Source organism: Variovorax sp. BGA-UO-ETr-C22 (genome assembly GCF_059567965.1).
Genome location: NZ_JCAQPA010000011.1, coordinates 2,314,293 through 2,337,711, shown reverse-complemented (window position 1 = coordinate 2,337,711; position 23,419 = coordinate 2,314,293). Strand labels below are relative to the sequence as shown.

Annotated in this window: 24 protein-coding genes; 15 read left to right on the top strand and 9 right to left on the bottom strand. The window is 70.0% G+C overall.

The window, feature by feature from the left end:
- Positions 1 to 150 precede the first annotated feature (150 nt).
- From AC57B8_RS31030 to AC57B8_RS31015, 4 genes are read right to left on the bottom strand one after another with little or no spacing between them, the layout of a single operon-like run.
- Positions 151 to 768, bottom strand: a complete 618-nt coding sequence (locus tag AC57B8_RS31030; RefSeq protein WP_496481687.1) for a TorD/DmsD family molecular chaperone — start codon at positions 766 to 768, stop codon at positions 151 to 153.
- Positions 765 to 2,843, bottom strand: a complete 2,079-nt coding sequence (locus AC57B8_RS31025) for a 4Fe-4S dicluster domain-containing protein (protein WP_496482251.1) — start codon at positions 2,841 to 2,843, stop codon at positions 765 to 767. Before AC57B8_RS31025 ends, AC57B8_RS31030 begins: the two co-directional genes overlap by 4 nt.
- Positions 2,803 to 3,426: a DUF3306 domain-containing protein gene (locus AC57B8_RS31020; RefSeq protein ID WP_447742684.1), complete on the bottom strand. Its 624-nt coding sequence runs from the start codon at positions 3,424 to 3,426 to the stop codon at positions 2,803 to 2,805. Before AC57B8_RS31020 ends, AC57B8_RS31025 begins: the two co-directional genes overlap by 41 nt.
- On the bottom strand, positions 3,419 to 4,009 hold the full coding sequence (locus AC57B8_RS31015; RefSeq protein ID WP_070059788.1) for a DUF3305 domain-containing protein: 591 nt from the start codon (positions 4,007 to 4,009) through the stop codon (positions 3,419 to 3,421). The genes AC57B8_RS31020 and AC57B8_RS31015 overlap by 8 nt, the downstream gene beginning before the upstream one ends.
- An 82-nt stretch (positions 4,010 to 4,091) precedes the next feature.
- Between AC57B8_RS31015 and AC57B8_RS31010 the strand changes: the two genes are divergently transcribed.
- Positions 4,092 to 5,003, top strand: a complete 912-nt coding sequence (locus tag AC57B8_RS31010) for a formate dehydrogenase accessory sulfurtransferase FdhD (RefSeq protein WP_496481686.1) — start codon at positions 4,092 to 4,094, stop codon at positions 5,001 to 5,003.
- A 15-nt stretch (positions 5,004 to 5,018) separates the two neighbouring features.
- Here AC57B8_RS31010 and AC57B8_RS31005 read toward each other — a convergent pair whose 3' ends face one another.
- Both AC57B8_RS31005 and AC57B8_RS31000 read right to left on the bottom strand, forming a co-directional pair.
- A complete protein-coding gene (locus AC57B8_RS31005) occupies positions 5,019 to 6,041 on the bottom strand; it encodes an alpha/beta fold hydrolase (protein ID WP_496481685.1) in 1,023 nt (340 codons plus the stop codon).
- A 369-nt stretch (positions 6,042 to 6,410) separates the two neighbouring features.
- Positions 6,411 to 7,151: a response regulator gene (locus tag AC57B8_RS31000; RefSeq protein WP_062470956.1), complete on the bottom strand. Its 741-nt coding sequence runs from the start codon at positions 7,149 to 7,151 to the stop codon at positions 6,411 to 6,413.
- A 192-nt stretch (positions 7,152 to 7,343) separates the two neighbouring features.
- Between AC57B8_RS31000 and AC57B8_RS30995 the strand changes: the two genes are divergently transcribed.
- From AC57B8_RS30995 to AC57B8_RS30985, 3 genes are read left to right on the top strand one after another with little or no spacing between them, the layout of a single operon-like run.
- The gene (locus AC57B8_RS30995; RefSeq protein WP_062470958.1) at positions 7,344 to 7,763 is read left to right on the top strand and encodes an organic hydroperoxide resistance protein; all 420 of its coding nucleotides are present in this window, start codon (positions 7,344 to 7,346) and stop codon (positions 7,761 to 7,763) included.
- A 51-nt stretch (positions 7,764 to 7,814) separates the two neighbouring features.
- Positions 7,815 to 9,179 (top strand): ATP-binding protein, encoded by a 1,365-nt coding sequence (locus AC57B8_RS30990; protein WP_496481684.1) that lies wholly within the window; start codon positions 7,815 to 7,817, stop codon positions 9,177 to 9,179.
- 27 nt (positions 9,180 to 9,206) lie between these two features.
- Complete coding sequence (locus AC57B8_RS30985) at positions 9,207 to 10,970, top strand: cytochrome c biogenesis protein DipZ (protein ID WP_496481683.1); 1,764 nt, start codon at positions 9,207 to 9,209, stop codon at positions 10,968 to 10,970.
- A 12-nt stretch (positions 10,971 to 10,982) separates the two neighbouring features.
- Here the strand turns inward: AC57B8_RS30985 and AC57B8_RS30980 are convergent, their stop codons facing one another.
- Genes AC57B8_RS30980 through AC57B8_RS30970 form a run of 3 tightly spaced genes read right to left on the bottom strand, consistent with a single transcriptional unit; the run spans position 10,983 to position 11,663 of the window.
- Entirely contained in the window at positions 10,983 to 11,234 is a 252-nt protein-coding gene (locus AC57B8_RS30980; RefSeq protein ID WP_062479609.1) for a hypothetical protein, read from the bottom strand.
- 12 nt (positions 11,235 to 11,246) lie between these two features.
- The gene (locus AC57B8_RS30975) at positions 11,247 to 11,492 is read right to left on the bottom strand and encodes a hypothetical protein (RefSeq protein ID WP_062479607.1); all 246 of its coding nucleotides are present in this window, start codon (positions 11,490 to 11,492) and stop codon (positions 11,247 to 11,249) included.
- Positions 11,493 to 11,501: 9 nt separating this feature from the next.
- Entirely contained in the window at positions 11,502 to 11,663 is a 162-nt protein-coding gene (locus tag AC57B8_RS30970; protein ID WP_169805078.1) for a hypothetical protein, read from the bottom strand.
- Between the two features lie 204 nt (positions 11,664 to 11,867).
- Here AC57B8_RS30970 and AC57B8_RS30965 point away from each other — a divergent pair, with 204 nt between their 5' ends.
- From AC57B8_RS30965 to AC57B8_RS30915, 11 genes are all read left to right on the top strand, one after another.
- Positions 11,868 to 12,818: a LysR family transcriptional regulator gene (locus AC57B8_RS30965; RefSeq protein WP_496481682.1), complete on the top strand. Its 951-nt coding sequence runs from the start codon at positions 11,868 to 11,870 to the stop codon at positions 12,816 to 12,818.
- 157 nt (positions 12,819 to 12,975) lie between these two features.
- Positions 12,976 to 13,485, top strand: a complete 510-nt coding sequence (locus tag AC57B8_RS30960) for a cupin domain-containing protein (RefSeq protein ID WP_496481681.1) — start codon at positions 12,976 to 12,978, stop codon at positions 13,483 to 13,485.
- Between the two features lie 23 nt (positions 13,486 to 13,508).
- Complete coding sequence (locus AC57B8_RS30955; protein WP_070059783.1) at positions 13,509 to 14,516, top strand: hydroxyquinol 1,2-dioxygenase; 1,008 nt, start codon at positions 13,509 to 13,511, stop codon at positions 14,514 to 14,516.
- 95 nt (positions 14,517 to 14,611) lie between these two features.
- Entirely contained in the window at positions 14,612 to 16,075 is a 1,464-nt protein-coding gene (locus AC57B8_RS30950) for an aldehyde dehydrogenase family protein (RefSeq protein WP_062479615.1), read from the top strand.
- Positions 16,076 to 16,113: 38 nt separating this feature from the next.
- Positions 16,114 to 17,088: a tripartite tricarboxylate transporter substrate binding protein gene (locus AC57B8_RS30945; RefSeq protein ID WP_496481680.1), complete on the top strand. Its 975-nt coding sequence runs from the start codon at positions 16,114 to 16,116 to the stop codon at positions 17,086 to 17,088.
- Positions 17,089 to 17,109: 21 nt separating this feature from the next.
- Positions 17,110 to 18,177 carry a maleylacetate reductase gene (locus tag AC57B8_RS30940; protein WP_307694338.1) on the top strand — a complete coding sequence of 356 codons (1,068 nt, stop codon included), beginning with the start codon at positions 17,110 to 17,112 and terminating at the stop codon, positions 18,175 to 18,177.
- Between the two features lie 49 nt (positions 18,178 to 18,226).
- Positions 18,227 to 19,480: an ABC transporter substrate-binding protein gene (locus AC57B8_RS30935; RefSeq protein WP_496481679.1), complete on the top strand. Its 1,254-nt coding sequence runs from the start codon at positions 18,227 to 18,229 to the stop codon at positions 19,478 to 19,480.
- Positions 19,481 to 19,492: 12 nt separating this feature from the next.
- Complete coding sequence (locus AC57B8_RS30930; protein ID WP_062479592.1) at positions 19,493 to 20,212, top strand: ABC transporter ATP-binding protein; 720 nt, start codon at positions 19,493 to 19,495, stop codon at positions 20,210 to 20,212.
- Positions 20,209 to 20,925, top strand: coding sequence for an ABC transporter ATP-binding protein (locus tag AC57B8_RS30925; protein WP_496481678.1), 717 nt, complete (start codon positions 20,209 to 20,211; stop codon positions 20,923 to 20,925). The genes AC57B8_RS30930 and AC57B8_RS30925 overlap by 4 nt, the downstream gene beginning before the upstream one ends.
- Complete coding sequence (locus tag AC57B8_RS30920) at positions 20,918 to 21,778, top strand: branched-chain amino acid ABC transporter permease (protein WP_095949975.1); 861 nt, start codon at positions 20,918 to 20,920, stop codon at positions 21,776 to 21,778. Before AC57B8_RS30925 ends, AC57B8_RS30920 begins: the two co-directional genes overlap by 8 nt.
- 11 nt (positions 21,779 to 21,789) lie before the next feature.
- Positions 21,790 to 23,385 (top strand): sulfatase-like hydrolase/transferase, encoded by a 1,596-nt coding sequence (locus tag AC57B8_RS30915; RefSeq protein WP_496481677.1) that lies wholly within the window; start codon positions 21,790 to 21,792, stop codon positions 23,383 to 23,385.
- Positions 23,386 to 23,419 lie beyond the last annotated feature (34 nt).

The window sequence follows — 23,419 nt, the reverse complement described above, 5'->3', positions numbered from 1 at the left end:
AATGAATCCGGCGTGGCCGAGCAGCCCGCGCAGGCGCGCGCCCTCAAGGCGCAAAGCGCAGCCATAGCTCGGGCTATGGCGAGCATTTGCAACGCAGAGGGGGTGCGTCTGGGCGGGATGAGCGGACATGGCGGGTTCGTTCACACCTTCTCAGTCCAGCATGTCGAAGGCCTGCGCCTCGACGTCGCCGAATGCGCGCGTGAAGGTGGCGAGCGCCGCGTAGAACCGCGCCTTTGGATGCTGCAACACAGCATCGCACAAGGCGGGCAGCCACGGCTGGACGTGTCTGGAGAACATCGCCTGCTGCTGCGTGAGGTTGGCCACCGCCACGTCCTCGCCGGCGATCAGGTAGCGCATGACCTCGAACAGGCAGGCGATGTGGTCCTCGGTCTCGTAGGTGGTCTCGGTGCGCGCCAGGCCCAGCTTGTCGAGGTCGTGGCGCAGCTGCACGAGCGGCTTGTCGTTGAGAAAGCCGCTCAGGTAGTGCGAACCGAACAGGAAGACCTCGGGCTTGCCGATGCCGCCGAAGAGCGCGTCGTATTCCTCGTGCGCGGCGGCCGCGTCGGTGTCGCGCGCGATACCGACCAGCTGGCGCCACGGTTCTTCCAGGAAGGCGCCCGCGGCCGGCGCCTCGGTGGGCGCGACCTGGAAGGCGGCCAGCAGCTCGGCATCGGGGGCGGCGTACCAGAGTCGCGCGAGCAGGCCGTAGAGCTCGGCCCGGGCCACCTCCTCGTCGAGCGCGGACGTGGCGGGAAAGGTCTGGCTCATAGCGGGGCGATCTTCACTTCGTTGGTGGCGCTGTACAGGTCGATGACGCGGCAGTCGCTGCACATCTTGAGGCGCTCCAGCGCTTCGCCCTGGAACATGGCATGCCCGGCCAACTTGCCGAGCATGGCCTCGATGGCTTTTTGCGTGCCGAAGGGCTTGCTGCAGCGGATGCAGGCCCAGGGCTTGGCCTCGTTCAGCAGCACCTGCTGCTTGCGCTCGGGCGCGGCCAGCAGGCGCGGCACGAGCGAGACGGCGTCCTCGGGGCAGGTGGTTTCGCACAGGCCGCACTGCACGCAGTTCTTCTCGATGAAGCGCAGCTGCGGCGCGCTCTGGCTGTCCAGCAGCGCGCCCGACGGGCAGGCGCTGACGCAGGCCAGGCACAGCGTGCACTTGTCCTTGTCGACCGCGACGGCGCCCAGCGGCGAGCCGGCCGGCAGCGCGAAGGCCAGCGGGGTCTCGGCGGGTGCCTGCAGGGCCGGGGCCGCGCCCATCAGGTGGTCCAGTGCCATCTCGAGCCGGTCGCGCTTGTCGGCGCCGACGGCGAAGCGCGCCGCCGTGGCCGGCACGCGCTGCGTGGTCGTGCGCAGGCCGGCCAGCGCGGCGTCCAGCGCGGCGGGCGAATCGGCCTCGATCACGTGGAAGTGCGTGCCGGTGTAGCCCAGGCCGAGCAGCAGCGCCTGCGCGACGTCCCTCTGTTGCTTGAGCGCCGCGAGGTACTGCGGCGCCTCTTCGCCGGTGCACAGCACCGCGACCTGCGAGGCGCCGAAGGCGATGGCACTCAGCCACAGGTCGATGCCGGTGCTGGCCGCATGAAAGAGGTCGACCGGCATCACGCGCGCCGGCACGCCCTGGGCCTTGCCCAGCTGCGCCTGCCGGCCGAGCTGTTCGAGCAGCGCCTGGCCGCCTTCCTGGTTGTGCAGCAGCAGCGCCGCATCGCGCCCGCCCGCCGCGGCATAGGTGCTGAGCAGCTTGCGCAGCTTCAGGCCCTGGTCGGGCGCGCGCGGGTAGGTGTAGCCCAGCGCGCCCGTCGGGCACACCGTGGTGCAGGCGCCGCAGCCGACGCACAGGTTCGGGTTGACCACGATGCGCTGGCGCTGCGGGTCGCTGCTCACGGCATGGGCCGAGCACACCTCGACGCAGGCGTTGCAGCCGACCACCTCGTTGCGGCTGTGCGCGCACAGCTTCTGCTTGTAGTCGAAGAACTTGGGCTTCTCGAATTCGCCCACCAGCTCGCGCAGGCGCAGCAAGGTCTGCAGGCCCTCGGCCTGCGCGACGCCGCCGGGCAGGTGGAAGTAGCCCTGCGGCGGCGCGTGCCAGTCGATCTGCGGCGCGGCGCCCAGGTCGAGCACGAGGTCGAAGGCCGCGTCGAGCGCCTGCGGCTCGCGGCTGAAATTGATGGCGCCGGCCACGCTGCAGGCGCGCTCGCAGTCGCGGTGCGAGGTGCAGCGCGCGTTGTCGATCTGGTAGTCCAGCCCGATGGCCTGCTCGGGGCAGGCGACCACGCAGGCGTTGCAGCGGGTGCACAGGTCGAGGTCGATCGCGTTGTCGCGCGTCCAGCGCAGCGTGAAGGCGCCGAGCCAGCCGGTGAGCGAATCGATGCGCCCGGCGATCACCGGCCAGCGGCGCGCCTGTGCGCCACCGTCTGCACCGGGGCCCTGCGCGAGCAGGGTGACGTCGAGCGTGTCGCCGACCAGCGCCGCGGCGCGCTCGGCGGCGTCGAGCGGGCCGATGATCAGCAGCCGGCCCTGGCTGGTGTAGGTCACGGTCGAGACGGGGTCGGGCTCGGGCAGGCTGGCGGCGGCCAGCAGCGCGGCGATCTTCGGCATCGCGCTTTTCGCGTCGCGGCTCCAGCCGCCCGTCTCGCGGATGTTGATGAAGCGGATCGGCGAGGTGGCGTTGGGCGTCTGCGTGGCGAGCTCGCCGAACAGCCGTTTTTCCTGGGTGCAGGCGACCACGACGTCGTCGCCGGACTGGATGGCGCGCTGGAAGGAGGTCGCCTCGCGGCGGCACAGCGACGAATGCAGCGGGAGGGTTTCAGCCAGTGCCGCGCCGAGCGTCTTCGGCTCGAGCGGCATCGTCTGGTTGCAGTCGCAAATCAGCGTGGTGGTCATCGGTTTCTTGGCTGGCGGGTTGCATCGCGGCAACCGGCGGGCTGGGAAGCGTTTCGGAACCCTGGGACTGTGCCACGTCCGCCGTCTCGGCGTCGTCGGGGGTTTCCGGGGGAATGTCTTCGGGGGCTTCGTCGAAAAGCTTGAGGAACTTGGCACTGGCCATCTGGCGCAGCACGCTCTCGGGCACCGGGGTGGACTGGGAGTAGTCGTCGACGTAGGTGTCCAGGCCGTCCATCACGTTGAAATGCGGATCGGCAAAGAGCTTGCGGAAGGCCGCGTTCTTGACCTCGGGCGCGACCTCCTTCGTGAGGAAGGGCTTGAAGTCGGACCCGATGTCCAGCGCGTCCACGTCCGCGAGCGTCAGCGGCGGCGCGGTGTCCTGCTCGCCTTCGGCGGCGGGGGACTCGGCGAGCGCGGCGGGTGCTGGCACCGGCACCGGCGCCGCAAGGGGTTCCACGGCCGGCGGGGTCTTTTCTTCCACGGCGGCCTCGGCCGCGCGCACCTCCTGCTTGCGGCGCGACCAGCGTCCCAGGAAACCCTCAGACATCGCCCGCACCCCGTCCGCGCTTTTTCTCGGTCGTCACGCTCGCGGCGTTGCCGAAGCGATCGACCAGCGAGCGGAAGCTCTCGGGCCGGCGGCGGCGCTTGGGCTCGACCACGTAGTGTTCGTCGACGAAGGCGCGCACCCAGTCGACCACCTCCGCCGGCGCCGGCACCTGTTCCACGGTTTCCTGCGCATCGAGCCAGCGGCCGGCCTCGTAGTAGCTGAGCGTGACCACGACCGGGCGCGGAATGGGTTCCGTGGAAAGCGTCGGTTCCTCGTCCATGCGCCACAGCACGAACCAGCACGGGGTCGGCGTGATCGCGTTGAGGTGGTAGCCCTCGGCCTCGTCGCGGTACAGCTCGACCTTGAAGCCGGGGTGCAGCCAGTGCTGCTCGCCGTCGTCGTCGCGCAGGAGGCGCGGTTCGGTGCCGAAGCCGGGCTCGTCGGGCAGCACGCTGTCGAGCGTCCAGCGCCAGGGCTGCCAGTGGCTCGAGGGGCCGTGCAGGCGTTCGCGGCGCATGACCACCGCGACGTCGAGCGTCGGGCGGCCCGTGGGCGCGGTCGCGGGAGTGTCCGAAGAAGGCATGAACGAACCATAGCCGATGGCGCGCCCGTTCGCGAGCAGTACCCCTTCGAGCTCCGCTCGCAGCGGTGGCGTAGGATTCCGCATGGCCCCACGTGAAGACGACGCAGAAGACGAGACACCGCTGGCTTTCGATGCGGTCCCGCTGCCCCGGCGCGCCGGCGCGCCGCGCCTGAACCCGGCGCGCGGCCCGCTGCTGCGCCGCATCGAGATCGTCGACCAGCACGGCGAGCGCCGCGACATCGACATCCCGGCGGAGCGGCCGTTGACCGTCTTCGTCGACAAGCGCGAACTCGTGACGCTGATGACCCTGGGCGCCGCGCCCGAACTGCTGGTGCTGGGCTACCTGCTCAACCAGGACCTGGTGCGGCACGCCGACGAGGTCGAGAGCATCGACGTCGACTGGAGCGTGGAGGCGGCCGCCGTGAAGACCCACCGCGGCATCGCGAACCTCGCCGAAAAAACCGCGCACCGGGTCGTGACCACGGGCTGCGGACAAGGCACCGTCTTCGGCGACGCCATGGCGCAGATCGGCGCCGTGCGGCTGCCGGCGGCGCAGTCGGCGCGCATCGCGCAGGGCACGCTGGCGCGCATCCTCGAACAGATGAAATCGCGCAACAGCGTGCACCGGCATGCCGGGTCGGTGCACGGGTGCGCGCTGTTTTGCGGCACCGAGATGCTGGTGTTCGCGGAAGACGTCGGCCGGCACAACGCCATCGACACCATCGCCGGCTGGATGGCGGTGCATGGCATCGACGGCGGCGACAAGGTCTTCTACACCACGGGCCGCCTGACGAGCGAGATGGTGATGAAGTCGGCCCACATGGGCGTGCCGATCGTCGTCTCGCGCAACGGCGTCACCGCGATGGGGCACGAGCTGGCCACGAAGCTCGGCATGACTCTGTTCGGCCGCGCCGCCAACCGCCACTTCCTGTGCTACTGCGGGTTCGAGCGCTTCGACGCCGAGCCGCTGGCGCAGGCGTTCACCGCCGACTGAGCAGGCCTGCGCGGCTTACCCGCGCGCCACGTCGATCACCGCCTTCGCAAACGCCTCGGGCGCCTCCTGCGGCAGGTTGTGGCCGATGCCGCCGCTGACCAGCCGGTGCTCGTAGCGGCCCGAGAACTTCTTCGCATATGCGCCGGGTTCCGGATGCGGTGCGCCGTTGGCGTCGCCTTCGAGCGTGATGGTCGGCACGCCGATCACCGGCGCCTGGGCCAGCCGGTTCTCCAGCGCCTGGTACTTCGCCTCGCCCTCGGCCAGGCCGAGGCGCCAGCGGTAGTTGTGCACCGTGATCGCCACGTGGTCGGGGTTCTCGAAGGCGACGGCGCTGCGCTCGAAGGTGGCGGCGTCGAAGTCCCACTTGGGCGAGGCGAGCTGCCAGATGAGCCTGGCGAAGTCGTGGCGGTTCTTCTCGTAGCCCGCGCGGCCGCGCTCGGTCGCGAAGTAGTACTGGTACCACCACTGCAGCTCGGCCTGCGGCGGCAGCGGCGCCTTGCCGGCCTCCTGGCTGCCGATGAGGTAGCCGCTGACCGACACCAGCGCCTTCACGCGCTCGGGCCACAGCGCGGCCATGATGCAGGCGGTGCGCGCGCCCCAGTCGCAGCCGGCCACGGTGGCGACGGGGATCTTCAGCGCGTCCATCAGCGCAACGATGTCGACGGCCACCGCCGACTGCTGCCCGTTGCGCGGCGTGTCGGTCGACAGGAAGCGGGTGGTGCCGTAGCCGCGCAGGTACGGCACGATCACGCGAAAGCCCGCGGCGGCCAGCTGCGGCGCGACGTCGACGAACATGTGGATGTCGTAGGGCCAGCCGTGCAGAAGGATCACCGGCGCGCCGTCGGCCGGGCCGGCTTCGTAGTACCCGATGCGCAGGCTGCCGGCGTCGATGCTCTTGAGGGGCTCGAGGCGACGGGCGCCGCCTGTGCTGGCGGACTGGGCGAAGGCGGGAACGATCGACGTGAGCTGCGTGGCGACGAGGCCGAGTGCGGCCTTGCCGAGGAATGCACGGCGTGGCAGCGAGGGGGAGGCGGTCATGGAAATCTCCTGGGATGCGAAGGGGTGACGGCGCGATTGTTCGGTGAGGAATCCACTTGCTGATCGGCTTGTGTATGCCTCTGTATCCGCGCCGGTTCCGGCCACACTAAATTTCAAACGCAGGCGCGCAAGACCGCTTCAACGAAACGTGGTGTGTCGATGTCGGGCCGGGATACACAGGCATACGCAATGCCCGTTGCGCGGTGCGCGGGCGGCCAACAATCCGCCCGTCATCCACTCATCGCCTGAAGGAAATCCCCATGACGCGCCCTCGCGGATTCAAGAAGCTCTGGTTCGCGCTGCTGTTCTTCGCGGGCGGGCTGGCGCACGAGGTGCGCCACCCGACCCAGTGCCAGAGCGTGGCGTCGGTCAGTCTCTCGCTTCGACCGCCGAAGCGAGCACGTAGCCTTCGCTGCGCACGGTCTTGATGTAGCGGGGCTCGCGCGCATCGTCGCGCAGGCGCTGGCGCAGCCGGCTCACGAGCAGGTCGATGGAGCGCTCGAAAAGCTCGGCCTCGCGCCCCTGCGTCAGGCTCAGCAGCTGGTCGCGGCTGAGCACCTTCTGCGGATGATCGAGGAACACGCGCAGCAGCCGGTACTCGGCGCCGCTGAGCGCCACCATCACGCCGGCGTCGTCGATCAGGTGGCGCGCCACGGTGTCGACCTGCCATTCGCCGAACCCCAGCTTCTGCGAGGGCTCGACGGTGCCCATGTTGGGCGGCAGCATGCGCGTGCGCCGCATCACGGCGCGGATGCGCGCCAGCAGCTCGCGCGCGGAAAAGGGCTTGGCCAGGTAGTCGTCGGCGCCCATCTCCAGGCCCAGGATGCGGTCGGCTTCCTCGCTGCGCGCGGTCAGCATGAGGATGGGCGTGGCCTTGTACTTGCCGGTGCGCAGGTCGCGGCACAGCGTGAGCCCGTCTTCGCCGGGCAGCATCAGGTCCAGGATGATCAGGTCGAAGGGCCCCGACGCCTCGAGCGCGGCGCGCATGTGGCGCCCGGTGGGCACCGCGACCACGCGCAAGCCGTTCTTCACCAGGTAGGTGGTGAGCAGTTCGCGGATGTCCCGGTCGTCGTCGACGATGAGGATGTGGTCGGAGGTCTTGGGCGTCATGGCAGGGGAGGCATTGGCGGCACGGCGCCGCAGCCGCAATGTAGCGTTCCGGCGGCGCCCGGGGGTGGCCGTGGAAACGTAGTGTGTGGATGTACGGGCCAGATACACAGGCATACAGAAGGCGATCCGGCAGGCGGTGGGCGGCCCAACAATCCGTGCGTTTTCCAACCACCCTGCATCCAAGGAACCCTCATGACCCGCATCGACAAAGTCCTCTACACCGGCAAGACCCACACCTCCTCGGGAGGCCGCGACGGCGAGGCGCGCAGCTCCGATGGCCGCCTGGACATCAAGCTCTCGTCGCCCGGCAGCGCCGGCACCGGCACCAACCCCGAGCAGCTGTTCGCGGCCGGCTGGTCGGCCTGCTTCATCGGCGCGATGGGCAAGGCGGCCGGCAAGATGAAGGTCGCGCTGCCGCCCGACCTGGCCGTCGATGCCGAGGTCGACCTGGGCACCGCCGGTGGCGAATACTTTTTGCAGGCGCGCCTGAACGTGAGCCTGCCGGGCCTGGACCGCGAGGTGGCGCAGGCCCTCACCGAGGCCGCGCACCAGACCTGCCCCTATTCCAAGGCGACCCGAGGCAACATCGACGTTGCCATCCACCTGGTGTGAGCCCGCTGCGCCGATGACGCATCGCCACGCCGCCTGACGAAGAAGCTGTTCATGTCCACTTCCGCGAATCCCGTTGCGAATCCGAGCGGTACTGCGCCGCGCTGGCGCCGGCTGCTGCCCGGTTCGCTGTTCTCCCGCGTGACGCTGATCATCGTGGTGGGCCTGGCGATCGCGCAGCTGCTCACCTTCGCGGCGATCCGCTACGAGCGGAACATGGCGCTTCGCGAGCTGATGATGATCGGCATCGAGCGCGACATCGCGAGCTCGGTCGCCATCCTCGACCGGCTCCCCGCGGCGGAGCGCGCCGGGTGGCTCGACCGGCTGGAACGGCGCAACTACCGCTTCGTGCTGGGCGGCAGCGCGCAGGGCGGCGCACCGGCCTCGGAGGCTTCGCGGCAGTTTGCCGCGGCCATCGTCGATGCGATGCGCCCGTTCCCGGTCGTCAAGGTCGGCGAGGTGGCCTGGCCGCCCGAGGGCCTGCAGATCGAGGTGCGGCTGAGCGACGGATCGTCCGTGGTCGTGCACGCCATGCGCGTGGGCATGCCGGTGTCGGGCTGGGTGATGTGGCTGCTGGCGGGCCAGCTGCTGGTGCTGGCCGTGTGCGCCTGGGTCGCGGTGCGGCTGGTGACGCGGCCGCTCGCGCAGCTGTCCGCCGCGGCCGACCAGCTCGGGCCCGACCTGAAGGGGCGCACGCTCGCGGAAGACGGCCCCACCGAAGTGGCGCACGCGGCGCGCGCCTTCAACGCCATGCAGCAGCGCATCGCGGGCTACATGGCGGAGCGCGTCGAAATCCTGGCGGCCATCTCGCACGACCTGCAGACGCCCATCACGCGGATGCGCCTGCGCACCGACCTGATGGACGACACGCACGACCGCGAGAAATTCCGCCAGGACCTGGACGCGATGAACGCACTGGTGCGCGAAGGCGTGACCTATGCGCGCACGCTGCACGGCGCCACCGAGCCGCCGCTGCGCATCGACGCCGACGCGCTGTTCGAGAGCATGGTGGCCGACTACGAAGACGTGGGCCAGCAGGTGCGGCTCGACGGCCGGGCCGGCGCGCCGATCGTGAGCCGCCCGAACGCGCTGCGCCGCATCCTGATGAACCTGATCGACAACGCGCTGAAGTTCGGCTCCGACGTGACGCTGTGCGTGCAGGCCGAAGGCGAGGGCGGCCGCCTCGTGGTGAGCGTGCTCGACAACGGCCCGGGCATTCCCCCCGACGAGCTCGACGCGGTGCTCAAGCCCTTCTACCGCGTCGAAAGCTCGCGCAACCGCAGCACCGGCGGCACCGGCCTGGGCCTGGCCATCGCGCACCAGCTGGCCATGGCGATGGGCGCCGAGCTCACGCTGCACAACCGCCCCGAAGGCGGGCTCGAGGCGCGGCTGGCCTTGGCCGCCGCGCCCGCTCGCTGAACCCGACCCCCCATCTTTCACATCCCCATGCTCATCCTCTTCATCGCCTACCTGGGCGGGGTGCTCACGATCCTGAGCCCCTGCATCCTGCCGGTGCTGCCCTTCGTGTTCGCGCGCGCCGACCGGCCGTTCCGCTCGCACGGCCTGCCGATGCTCGTGGGCATGGCGCTGGCCTTCGCCGTGGTCGCCACGCTGGCGGCGGTGGGCGGCGGCTGGATCGTCACGCTCAACGAATACGGGCGCTACGCGGCCATGGCCTTGCTCGCGCTGTTCGGTGGGACGCTGCTGTTCCCGCGCGTGGCCGAGCGCCTGAGCCGGCCGCTGGTGGCGCTGGGCCTGCGCATCTCCGATGCGCCGCAGGCCTCGGTGTTTTCTCCGCTGTGGCTCGGCGTGGGCACGGGCCTGCTCTGGGCGCCGTGCGCGGGGCCGATCCTCGGGCTGATCCTGACGGGTGCGGCGCTCAATGGCGCGAGCGTCGGCACCTCGCTGCTGCTTCTCGCCTATGCGGCCGGCGCGTGCACCTCGCTCGCGGTGGCGCTGCTGTCCGGCGGCCGGCTGCTCTCGGCGCTGAAGCGCACGCTGCCGACCGGCGACGGCGTGCGGCGCATCGCCGGTGCCGCGGTGCTGGCCGGCGTGGGCGCCATCGCGCTGGGGCTGGACACCGGCTGGCTCGCGCGCCTGTCGCTGGGCACCACGTCGACGCTGGAGCAGGCGCTGGTAGACACGCTGCGCCAAGACGCGCCGCAGGCGCAGCGCGCAGACGCCGGCTTCGTGCGCGTCGCGGACACCCGCCCGGCCCCGGTGCCCGCGCGCGAGCTCCGCGTCGAAGGCCGGCTGCCGTCGCTGGCGGGCGCGACCGAATGGATCAACTCGGCGCCGCTCACGCCCGAGGCCTTGCGCGGCAAGGTCGTGCTGGTCGATTTCTGGACCTACTCGTGCATCAACTGCCTGCGCACGCTGCCCTACGTGCGCGCCTGGGCCGAGAAGTACAAGGATGCGGGCCTGGTCGTCCTCGGCGTGCATGCGCCGGAGTTCGCGTTCGAGAAGAACCCGGCCAACGTGCGCAAGGCCGTGAAAGACCTGGGCATCGGGTTCCCGGTGGCACTGGACAACGACTTTTCGATCTGGCGCGGCTTCGACAACCAGGCCTGGCCCGCGTTCTATTTCGTCGACGCGCAGGGGCGCATCCGCCATCACCAGTTCGGCGAGAACCGCTACGACAAGGCCGAGCAGGTGATCCAGCAACTGCTGGCCGAAGCCGGGCAGGCCCGGGTCGCCGACGGGCTGGTCGCGCCGCAGGGGCAGGGCACCCAGGCCGCGCCCGGCGCCGAGCCGGCGCAGTCCGGCGAAACCTACCTGGGCCATGCGCGGGCGCACGGCTTCGCGTCGCCCGGCGGCATCGCGCGCGACCGTGCGAAGGCCTACGAGCCCATGGCTTCCTCATTGCGCACCAACCAGTGGTCGCTGGGCGGCGACTGGACGGTGGAGGGCGAGCGGGCCGTGCTGAACCAGGCCAATGGCCGCATCGCCTACCGCTTCAAGGCGCGCGACCTGCACCTGGTGCTGGGGCCGATGGCCGACGGCAAGCCGGTGCGTTTCACGGTGCGGGTCGACGGCCAGCCGCCGCTGGCGGACCACGGCGCCGACACCGATGCCCAGGGCCACGGCGTGGTCGATGCGCAGAAGCTGTACCAGCTGGTGCGGCAGTCGGCGGGCGGCGGCAAGGAGCGGCTGTTCGAGATCGAGTTTCTCGACCCCGGCGCGCAGGCCTACGCGTTCACCTTCGGTTGAGCGGCGCCCCGGTCAGGGCGTCAGGCCCGCCGCGTTGACGGCCCGGCAGGTGTCGACCTCCTGGCGCGTGGGCAGCACGAAGCAGCGGGCGTCGGCCTCGCGCGCGACGGCTTCGCGCAGCTGGCGTTCCTGCGCGGTTTCCACCTGCAGCTCGACCAGCCACTTCATGAGCAGCGCCATCACGATCAGCAGCACCACGGAGGCCGCAAGCAGGGTCGTGCGCCAGCTCTGGACGCGGAAGACGGAAGCGTTGGAAGTACTCATCGCGTGCGGCCCTCAGCTCGACAGCTGCGGAAAGATCCAGATGCTCATGCCGAGCACCACGCCCGCGCCCAGCGACATGGCCGCCGCGGTCGCGAACAGGCAGGCCACGAGCAGGCTCGGCACGACCACCGACATGCTCAGGAAGGCGATGGCGACGAGCACATAGGCCAGCACGGGCAGCAGCGCAATGTAGGCCGGCCGCGCGGTGCCGGTCGGCAGTTCGTCGGGCGTCATGTCACGCAGGAACGGGTTCAGCATGGCGGGCGATCAGCAGTTGCCCTTCTTGGCCTGGCCCGGCGGGCAGAAGTTGCCGCCCTTGTGGGCCGGCCCGGGCTCCGCACGCGGCGGCGGCGCGTGGTGGTGCACGCAGGCGCTCATGAGAACGGATGCCGCCAGCGCGAGCATCACGGTGATCGTGGATTTGGTCATGGGAACTCCCTGCTTCGATTTCTTGTGCACCCGGGGTGCTTCGGGGCAGGACAATAGTTGCCGTATTAACAATCTCACAGGGAAATGCTCACATTTGTGGGCGAATTGAGAAGGGTGCGGTCAATCTCCGAGCGGGATTGCGCAGTACTTCACACCCGTGCGGCCGACCGGCCGCCGCCGCGCAACCGCTACATTGCATGCCCCATGGACCGCCTCGAGAACATAGAGACCTTCGTGCGGGTCGCACAGACCCAGAGCTTTGCCGAGGCCGCGCGCCAGCTGCGGGTGTCGAAATCGGTGGTGACCAGCCGCGTGAAGCAGCTCGAGGACCATGTCGGCGCGCCGCTGTTCCACCGCAGCACGCGCGTGGTCCGGCTCAGCGACGTGGGGCAGGCCTTCCTGCGCGACTGCGTCGAGCTGGTCGGGCGGGCCAACGACATCATGGACCAGATGCGCGACGCCAAGGACGGGCCCACCGGCACGCTGCGCGTGCATGCGCTCACGGGTTTCGTGCTGGGGCATTTCGCCACGCTGCTGCGGGCCTTCCAGGTGAGCTTTCCGGACATCCACCTGGAGCTCATCGTGAGCGACGCGGTGGTCGACCCGGTGAAGGCGGGCGTCGATTGCGCGCTGCAGATCTTTCCGGCGGCATCGACCGAGCTGGTGTCGCGCCCGCTGTTCCCGGTGCGCCGCGTGTTCTGCGCCACGCCCGAGTACCTGCGCGCGCACGGCCGGCCCGCGAGCCCGCGCGAGCTGCACAAGCACACGCTCGGCCTGTACTCGGGCTATCCCACGCGCGACCGCTGGACCTTTCATCACGCCGGTGAACAGGTCACGCTGTACATGAGCGCGGCGCTGCTCACCAACAGCGTCCACCTGCTGCGCGAGTACGCGATGGAGCACGCCGGCATCGTCTGCCTGCCGACGCTGGTGGCCGGCGAGGCGATCCTGCGCGGCGACCTGGAGGTGGTGCTGCCGGCGCACCAGCTGTCGTCGTTCTCGCTCAGCGCGGTGTACGCGGGCACCTCGCGCAATGCCTTCAAGCTGCGCCTGTTCATCGAGCACCTGACCCAGGCGTTCTCGAAGGTGCCGCCATGGGACGCGGCCATGATCGAGCGCGGCCTGCTGCCGCTGGGGCTGATCTGGGACGCCTGACGCGAGCGCGGTCCGTTCCGGGGTAAACCCTGTGCATTGAACGGATTTGCCGAACAATGCGGCCCGCGTTTCGGGCCTACCGCTCGCGCCCCCCGTTTCCTACAGTGCACACATCGCAGCCACCACGCTGCATCGTCCGGCACCTCAGGAGACACCCATGACCGTCGCATACCAGACCCGCTTCGGGTCCCTCAAGCACTTCGAGAAAGGCCACGTCGAGCCCATCGACGACGACGTGCGCCACTACGCGTTCTCCAACTGCTTCGAGATCGCCAGCATCAGCGCACCGTACGAGAAGGTCGTGTTCGGCCAGAACCAGATCTACGTGCTGGAAACGCTGCGCGCCGAAGGCACCTCGCCCTGGTTCACCTGCGCCCACGACGAGTTTGCGCTGGTGATGGACGGCGACGTCGAAGTGCACCTCGTGCAGCTCGATGCGGCCCAGGCCGTGGCCGACACCGAGAAGAACGGCGCCGTGCAGGTGAAGGGCGAGCCGCAGGGCAAGAAGATGGGCTGGATGAAGCTCTCGCGCGGCCACCAGGGCCTGCTGCCCAAGAACACGGCCTACCAGTTCCGCGTGGCCGGCGACCCCGGCGTGATCGTGCTGCAGACCTGCAAGGGCGATCTGTCTGTCGAGAAATGGGCCGACATCTGCCAGACGCACTGAACCCGCCATCCAGGAGCCACACCATGAACGCACCCGCAGAACTCGCCAAGGTCATCGCATCGCAGCCCGATGCCACGCTCGGCTACAAGGATTTTTCGCTCGGCAGCTTCGGTTTCCGCCGCGACGAGTACTTCGCCCACATCACCTGGAAGACCCGGGACGGCCGCCCCATGAGCCACACCATGGACGCCGGCAACTACCTGCGTGCGCTGATGCGCGACGTGGCCTGGGGCTTCTTCTACGGCTGGGTCAACTTCGACAACGTGTTCGGCACCATCAACCACTACGACTCGGTCGACCTGTACGCCGGCAGCTTCAACGGCACCATGAAGGACGCCGGCATCGACCTGCTCGAGAACTTCCCCACGGCGCAGATCCGCGCCACCTTCGAGGCCATGCTCGACGACTGGACCAACGAGGCCTTCGACCCCTTCGCCGCGCCGCAGGAAACCGGCTCGCCCTACGGCCGCAAGAGCGGCAACAACACCGCCAAGATCACCCGGGCGCGCGAGCTGGCCAAGCGCTGCGTGGGCCTGAAGGGCGACCTCGACCTGCGCAGCGACGCGCGCGGCGCGCCCGTCAACCGCGCCTTCGCCGACGTGCCGCAGGGCCAGCCCGAGCTGCACCCCGAGCCGGGCTTCGAGAACGAGGTGCACGCCTTCAACCTCTTCGGCTTCCTGAGCCGCTCGCAGGTCACGTGGAACCCGAGCTTCACCTCGGTGGTGAAGCACAGCTACATGTGCCCGACGACCGAGGAGCACATCCTGCCGATCATCCACGGCAACGACCGCGTCGAGTGGTTCTTCCAGATGACCGACGAGATCCACTGGGACTGCGGCGACAAGAACACCGGCAAGCCCATGGCGCGCGTGATCATGAAGGCCGGCGACATGGCCGCCATGCCCGCCTACTGCCGCCACCAGGGCTTCAGCCCCAAGCGTTCGATGCTGCTGGTGTGGGAGAACGGCTCGCCCAGCCTGGTCTACGAGATCCAGAAGGGCGAGTCGCCCGAGATCCCGGTCGAGTTCTGACCGGCCGGCGCGCCGCCGCTTCTTTCTTCCCGCCATTCATCCATCCAGCCCTCCCCGCGCGGGGAGGGCGAGGAGAACCCATGCCTGCTCTTTCCATCCGCCACCAGCTTTTCATCGACGGCCGTTTCGTCGACGCCGAATCCGGCGAGACGCTCGCCACGCTGAACCCGCACGACAACACGCCCATCGCCCAGGTCGCGCTGGCCGGCAAGGCCGACGTCGACAAGGCCGTGGCCGCCGCGAAGCGCGCGTTCCCCAAATGGAGCCGCATGGCCGCCGCCGACCGCGGTCGCATCCTGCTGAAGTTGGCCGACCTCATCGAGGCCAACGGCGAAGAGCTCGCGCGGCTCGAATCGCTGGACACCGGCCACCCGATCCGCGACTCGCGCCGGCTCGACGTGCCGCGCACCGCCGCGTGCTTTCGCTACTTCGGCGGCATGGCCGACAAGTTCCAGGGCGAGACCATTCCGGTGGAAGAGGGCTTTCTCAACTACACGCTGCGCGAGCCGGTCGGCATCGTCGGCCAGGTGGTGCCGTGGAACTTCCCGCTCATGTTCACGAGCTGGAAGATGGCGCCCGCGCTCGCGGCCGGCAACTGCATCGTGATGAAGCCGGCCGAGATCACGCCGCTCACCTCGCTGCGCATCGCCGAGCTGATGGCCGAGGCCGGCGTGCCGCCCGGCGTGGTCAACATGCTGCCCGGCCTGGGCAGCGTGGCGGGCCAGTACATCGCCGAGCATCCCGAGATCGCCAAGATCGCCTTCACCGGCAGCACCGCCACCGGCCGGCGCATCGTGCAGGCCAGCGCGGGCAACCTGAAGAAGGTGCAGCTCGAGCTGGGCGGCAAGGGCCCCAACATCGTGTTCGAGGACGCCAACCTGCAGGCCGCCGTGAACGGCAGCGCCTGGGCCATCTTCCACAACCAGGGCCAGGCCTGCATCGCGGGCTCGCGGCTGATGCTGCACGAGAAGATCGCCGACGCCTTCCTCGAGCAGTTCATTCCGCTCGCGCAGTCGATCCGCCTGGGCAACCCGCTCGACGAGGCCACCGAGATGGGCCCGCTCACGAGCGCCCAGCACCGCGACCGCGTGCTGAGCTATGTCGAGGTGGCGCAGGCGCAGGGCGGCGAGGTGCTGGCAGGCGGCGGCGCGCCAGGCGGCGACCTGGCGCAGGGCTGCTATGTGCAGCCGACCGTGGTGCGCGCCCGGTCGTACCAGGACCGCGTGGCGCAGGAAGAGGTGTTCGGCCCCTTCGTCACCGTGCTCACCTTCAAGAGCGACGAAGAGGCGATGCAGATCGCCAACGGCACCGACTACGGCCTGGGCAGCGGCCTGTGGACCCGCGACCTGCAGCGCGCCCACAAGGTGGCGCGCGACCTGCACGCCGGCATGGTCTGGATCAACAGCTACAAGCGCGTGAACCCCGGCTCGCCCTTCGGCGGCGTGGGCCAGAGCGGCTACGGCCGCGAGATGGGCTTCGACGCGATGCGCGAGTACACGCAGGTCAAGAGCGTGTGGGTCAACGTCGACGCGCAGATTCCGCCGCACTTCGTGCGCTGACAGCTTTCCTGTTCTCTTCAACCCGACGGACGCACACGATGTCTTTCTCGATCCTCTCCCGGGCCCTGGTCGCCTGCACGTTGATGTGGGGCATGGCCGCGCAGGCCCAGGCACCGGCCTGGCCGACCAAGCCGGTGCGGCTGGTCGTCGGCTTTCCGCCGGGCGGCATCGTCGACACCGTCGCGCGCCAGTTGCAGCCGCGCCTGCAGGCCGCGCTCGGCCAGACCGTGATCGTGGACAACCGCAGCGGTGCCGGCGGCACGCTGGCAGGCGCCGAGGTGGCCCGCGCGGCGCCCGACGGCCACACGCTGCTGATGGTGTTCGACAGCTACGCGACCTACCCGCTGGTCTATCCGAAGCTGAGCTTCGACATCGCCAAAGACCTGCAGCCCGTGACGCAGGTGGCGAGCAACCCGCTGGTGCTGGTGGTCAACCCGAAGGTCGAGGCCAAGGATTTCGTGCGCTTCGTCGGCCTGCTCAAGGCGCAGCCGGGTCGCCTGAACTACGCCAGCGTCGGGCCGGGCTCGAGCAACCACCTCACGGCCGAGTACTTCAAGGCCGTGAGCGGCACCTTCGTCACGCACATCCCTTACCGCGGTGGGGGTCCGGCCCAGCAGGACCTGCTGGGCGGGCAGGTCGAGATGATGTTCCTCTCGGCCGTGCTGGCCCAGCCGCATGTCAACGCAGGCCGGCTGCGCGCCCTGGCCCAGACCGGCGCGCAGCGCGTGGCCGCCTATGCCGACGTGCCCACCGTGGCCGAGAGCGGCTACCCCGGCTTCGAGGTGAACTCCTGGGTCGGCCTGCTGGCCCCGGCCGGCACGCCGCGCGCGGTGGTCGACCGGCTGCAGGCCGAGGTGCGCAAGGTCGTGACCGAGCCCGCGTTCCAGCAGCGGCTGCGCGAACAGGGCCTGACCGGCATCGCCAACACGCCCGAACAGTTCGCCGCCGTGCTGCGCACCGAGCAGGACAAGTGGGCCCGGCTGGTGCGCGAGCGCCGCCTGAGCCTCGAATAGCCAGACAGAAAGGAGCGCGCCATGCACGACTTCATCCACACCACCCATCCGCAGCGCGTGGTGTTCGGCGCCGGTTCGCTGCGCCACCTGGCGCGCGAGATCGATGCGCTGGGCGCGAAAAAAGCGCTGGTGCTGTGCACCCCCGAGCAGCGCCCGCAGGCCGAGCGCGTGGCGGCCTCGCTCGGTGCGCAGGCGGCCGGCCTGTTCGACCGCGCCGTGATGCACGTGCCCGTGGAAACGGCGCGCGAGGCCCGCGACCTGGCGCGCCGGCTCGGTGCCGACTGCGCCGTGGCGCTGGGCGGCGGCTCCACCACGGGGCTGGGCAAGGCCATCGCACTGGAGTCCGGGTTGCCGATCGTCGCCATTCCCACCACCTACGCGGGCAGCGAGATGACGCCGATCTACGGCCTCACCGAGAACGGCCTGAAGAAGACCGGCAAGGACCCGCGCGTGCTGCCGCGCACCGTGATCTACGACCCCGAGCTGTCGCGCACGCTGCCCGTGGGCCTGAGCGTGACCAGCGGCATCAACGCCATCGCACACGCGGCCGAAGGCCTGTACGCGCAGGACAGCAACCCGGTGATGGACCTGATGGCCGAAGAAGGCATTGCCGCGCTTGCACGTGCACTGCCGGCGATCCGTCTGCAGCCCGACGACCTGGCCGCACGCTCCGACGCGCTGTACGGCGCCTGGCTCTGCGGCGGCGTGCTCGGCGCGGTGGGCATGGCCCTGCACCACAAGCTGTGCCACACGCTGGGCGGCAGCTTCAACCTGCCGCACGCCGAGGTGCACACGGTGGTGCTGCCGCATGCGCTCGCGTTCAACGCGCAGGCCGCGCCGCGTGCCATGGCGCGCATCGCGCGCGCGCTCGGCGGCGTGTCGGCGCCGGCGGCGGTTTATGCGCTGGCGCGCGACAACGGCGCGCCGGTGGCGCTGAAGGACATCGGCATGCGCGCCGCCGACCTCGACCGCGCGGCCGACATCGCCGTCGCCAACCCGTACTGGAATCCGCGGCCCTTCGGCCCGGCCGAGCGCGACGCGATCCGCGCGCTGCTGCAACGCGCCTTCGACGGCGAGCCGCCGGGCTAGGCCACGGCGCGGGCATCGAAGACACACACGAACAACGAAGGAGACAGCCATGACATTCAACCGCAGACAGTTCACGCAGGCCGCCGCCGCGCTCGCCGCCACCGGCGCCGCGCCGCGGGTGTTCGCCGCCGACACGCTCAAGATCGGCTACGTGTCGCCGCAGACGGGGCCGCTCGCGCCCTTCGGCGAGGCCGACAAGTGGGTGATCGAGCAGATGAAGGCCTCCTTCAAGGACGGCATCTCCGTGGGCGGCAAGAAGTACGCCGTGCAGATCGTGCTCAAGGACAGCCAGTCGAACCCCAACCGCGCGGGCGAGGTGGCCAACGACCTGATCCTCAAGGACAAGGTCGCGCTGGTGCTCACGGCCGGCACGCCCGAGACCGCCAACCCGGTGAGCGATGCCTGCGAGCTCAACGAGGTGCCCTGCATCTCCAGCGTGGTGCCGTGGCAGCCGTGGTTCTTCGGCCGCAAGGGCGACCCGGCCAAGGGCTTCAACTGGACCTACCACCTGTTCTGGGGGCTCGAAGACGTCATCGCCACCTTCACCAACGGCTGGAAGACCGTGGCCACCAACAAGAAGGTCGGCGGCCTGTTTCCCAACGACGGCGACGGCAACGCCTGGGGCGACAAGGAACTGGGCTTTCCCAAGCCGCTCGCGCAGATGGGCTTCACGCTCACCGACCCCGGTCGCTTCCAGAACGGCACGCAGGATTTCAGCGCGCAGATCGCGGCCTTCAAGCGCGACAACGTCGAGATCGTCACCGGCGTGGTGATCCCGCCCGACGCCAAGACCTTCCTCACGCAGGCGCGCCAGCAGGGCTTCAGGCCCAAGGTGATCACGCTCGGCAAGGCGCTGCTGTTCCCCGGTGCCATCGAGGCGCTGGGCGACCTCGGCGAGGGCCTGTCGACCGAGGTGTGGTGGAGCCCGTCGCACCCCTTCAGCTCCAGCCTCACGCAGCAAAGCGCCAAGGCGCTGGCCGAGGCCTACGAGGCCGGCACGAAGAAGCAGTGGACGCAGCCCATCGGCTTTGCGCATGCGCTGTTCGAGGTGGCGGCGAACGCGCTGTCGCGATCGAAGTCGCTCAAGGCCGGCGACGTGCGCGACGCCGTGGCCGCGACCTCGATCAACTCCGTGGTCGGCCCCGTGAAGTGGGGCGGGCAGGGGCCGTTCAAGAACGTCAGCAAGACGCCGCTGGTGCTCGGCCAGTGGGGCAAGGGCAAGCAGCGCAAGGTGGAGCTGACGCTGGTGAACAACGAGGCCGCGAAGGCGATCCCGACCGGCGGCGCACTGCGCCTGCTCTGAGTGACGGCTGCCATGACGCTGCTGGCCTTGCACGGCGTGAGCAAGTCCTACGGGGCGCTCAAGGTCACCGACGGCATCACGCTGGCGGTGGCCGAGGGCGAGACGCTGGGCATCCTCGGGCCCAACGGCGCGGGCAAGACCACGCTGTTCAACCTGATCTCGGGCGACGCGCGCGTCGATGCCGGCCGCGTGGAGTATGCGGGCCGCGACGTGACGCGGTTGCGCCCGCACCAGCGCTGCCGCGCCGGCATCGGCCGCAGCTACCAGGTGCCGCAGCCCTTCGGCCACATGAGCGTGTTCGAGAACCTCGTCACCGCCGCCTGCTTCGGCGGCCAGCAGGCCGAGCGCGAAGCCTGGGAGACGGCGCACGAGGTGCTGGCCCAGACCGGCCTGGCGCCGCACGCCAACAAGCCGGCCGGCGGGCTCACGCTGCTCGACCGCAAGCGGCTGGAGCTGGCGCGCGCGCTCGCGACCAAGCCGCGCCTGCTGCTGCTCGACGAGATCGCGGGCGGGCTCACCGAGCCCGAGGCGGCGGTGCTGGTGGCGGAACTGAAACGCATCAAGGCGCGCGGCGTGACCATGATCTGGATCGAGCACGTCGTGCATGCGCTGCTGTCGCTGGCCGACCGGCTGTTCGTCATCAACTTCGGGCAGCAGCTCGCGGAAGGCGCGCCGCGCGCGGTGATGAACGACCCCGAGGTGCGGCGCGTGTACATGGGGATCGAGGCATGAACGCGCTGCTCGACACCCACGGCCTGCAGGCCTTCTACGGCGATGCGCAGGCGCTGTTCGGCATCGACTTCACGCTGTCGGCGGGCGAGCTGGTGGCGGTCATCGGCGCCAACGGCGCGGGCAAGTCGACCTTTCTGAAAAGCCTCACGGGGCTGTTGCGCGCGCCGTCCGAAGCGATCCGCTTCAAGGGCGAACCCATCGGCGGCCTGCCGCCCGGCGAGATCGTGCGGCGCGGCCTGGCGATGGTGCCGGAAGGCCGGCGCCTGTTCCCGAGCCTGAGTGTGGAAGAGAACCTGCTGATGGGCGCCACGCCGCGCCGCGCGGGGCCGTGGAACCTGCAGCGCCTGTACGGCCTGTTCCCCATCCTGGCCGAGAAGCGGCGCCAGCCCGCCACCTCGCTGTCGGGCGGGCAGCAGCAGATGGTGGCGCTGGGCCGCGCGCTCATGAGCAACCCCGAGCTGCTGCTGTGCGACGAGCTCTCGCTCGGCCTGGCGCCGGTCGTCATCCGCGAGATCTATGCGGCCATGCCGGCCATCACGGGGGAGGGCATGACGGTCGTGATCGTGGAGCAGGACGTGCGCATGGCGCGGCAGGTGTCGCAGCGCGTGTACTGCTTCCAGGACGGGCGCGTGTCGCTCACGGGGCGCTCGGGCGAACTCACGCCGGAGCAGATCTCGCAAGCCTACTTCGGCATCGAGGAGCACCATGCTTGAAACCCTGCTCCAGGGCGTGCTGCTCGGCGGCCTCTACACGCTGTTCGCGCTCGGCCAGTCGCTGATGTTCGGCGTCATGCGGCTGACCAACACGGCGCAGGGCGACTTCATCATCCTGGGCGCCTTCGCGGTGATCGCCGGTGTCTCGATGACCGGCGCATCTGTGCCGTGGGGGGTGGTGCTCGCGGTGTTGCCGTTGGCCTTCGGCTTCGGCTACCTGCTGCAGCGCCACGTGCTCAACGGCACGCTGGGCAAGGACCCGCTGCCTTCGCTGGTCGTGACCTTCGGCCTGTCGATCGTGATCCAGAACCTGCTGCTGGAGCTGTTCTCGGCCGACCCGCGCGCCATCGAGGTCGGCGCGCTGGCCACCGCCTCGGTGCCGCTGGGCGACACGCTGGCGCTGGGGGCGCTGCCGCTGGTGATCCTGGCGGTCGCAGTGGCGGCCACGGGCGCGATGCAGTGGATGTTCACGCGCACGCCGCTGGGGCGCACCTTCCGCGCGGTCTCCGATGACCGCGAGATCGCCGAGCTGATGGGCCTGAAAGCCAAGCAGGTGTATGCGCTGGCCACGGGCATCGCCTTCGTGCTGATCGCCATCGCCGGCGCGCTGCAGGGCATGCGCACCACGGTGTCGCCGTCGGACGGCCCGCTGCTGCTGCTGTTTGCCTTCGAGGCCGTGATCATCGGCGGCATGGGCTCGTTCTGGGGCACGCTGGCCGGCGCCATGATCCTGGGCATCGCGCAGCAGATCGGCTTTCGCATCGATCCGGGCTGGGGCATCTGGTTCGGCCATCTCGTGTTCCTCGCGGTGCTGGTGCTGCGGCCGCAGGGACTGTTCCCCAAGACACGCTGACGACCCCCGACATGACCGACAAGACCTCCCCCGCGCCGCTCAGGCACGTGCTGTTCATCATGTGCGACCAGCTGCGCGCCGACCACCTCTCGTGCTACGGCCACCCGCGCCTGCAGACGCCGCACATCGACGCGCTGGCCGCGCGCGGCGTGCGCTTCAGCCATGCCTATGCGCAGGGCGCGGTCTGCGGCGCCTCGCGCATGTCGACCTACACCGGCCGCTATGTCAGCAGCCACGGGACGATGTGGAACTTCGTGCCGCTGTCGGTGGGGCAGAAGACGCTGGGCGACCACCTGCGCCCGCACGGCGTGCGCTGTGCGCTGGTCGGCAAGACGCACGTCGAGGCCGACACCGAGGGCGCGCGCCGCCTGGGCATCGACCCGACGCAGGGCGCGGGCCGGCTCGCGATGGAAGGCGGCTTCGAGCCCTATGCGCGCGACGACGGCATCTGGCCGCCGGGCTTCAAGGTCACGGGCAATGCCTACTGCGACTGGCTGCGCGCGCAGGGCTACGAATCGGACAACCCCTGGCACGACTTCGCCAACTCGGGCCGCGGCCCCGACGGCGAGATCCTGAGCGGCTGGCAGATGCGCTGGGCCGACCGGCCCGCGCACATCGCCGGCGCGCACAGCGAGACGCCCTACACGACCGAGCGCGCGATCGACTTCATGCGCGAGGCCGGCGACGCGCCCTGGGTGCTGCACCTGTCGTACATCAAGCCGCACTGGCCCTACGTGGCGCCCGCGCCGTACCACGCGATGTATGGGCCCGACGACATGCGGCCGGTGGTGCGCAGCGAGGCCGAGCGCGTCGACGCCCACCCGGTGGTCGAAGGCTTCCGGCGCGAGACCGTGAGCCGCAACTTCAGCCGCGACGAGGTGCGCCGCACCGTGGTGCCGACCTACATGGGGCTCGTGAAGCAGGTCGACGACGAGCTCGGCCGGCTCTTCGCCTTCATGGCCGAACAGGGGCTGGACCGCGACACGCTGGTGGTCTTCACCAGCGACCACGGCGACTACCTGGGCGACCACTGGCTGGGTGAGAAGGAGCTGTTCCACGACCCGATCGTGAAGGTGCCGCTGATCGTGGTCGATCCGCGCGCCGAGGCCGATGCGCGCCGCGGCACCGTGAGCGACGCGCTGGTCGAGTGCATCGACCTCGTGCCGACCATGCTCGACGCGCTGGGCCTGCCGCAGCCGGCCGAATGGCTCGAAGGGCAGTCGCTGCGCCCGCTGCTGCACGGCCACGCCGGCGCGGCCGGCAAGGACCTGGTGGTGTGCGAGAACAGCTTCGCCTTCCGCGACGAGGTGCGTCTGCCGCTGGCCCAGCCCGTCGAGCGCTGCCACATGACGATGCTGCGCACGCGCCGCTGGAAGTTCGTGCACTTCGAAGACCTGCCGCCGCAGCTGTTCGACATGCAGGCCGACCCCGACGAGCTGGTCGACCTGGGCCGCGACCCGGCCTTGGCCGCGGTGCGCGAGCAGATGCTGGGCCTGCTGTTCGACTGGCTGCGCCAGCGGCGGCGCTTTCCCACGGTGGCGCCCGAGGACATCGCGCGCTGGAACGAACGCGAGCTGGCGGCCGGCATCCTCATCGGCGCCTGGTAGGCCACGCCGGTCGGTCCGCGCACCCCATTTCAAA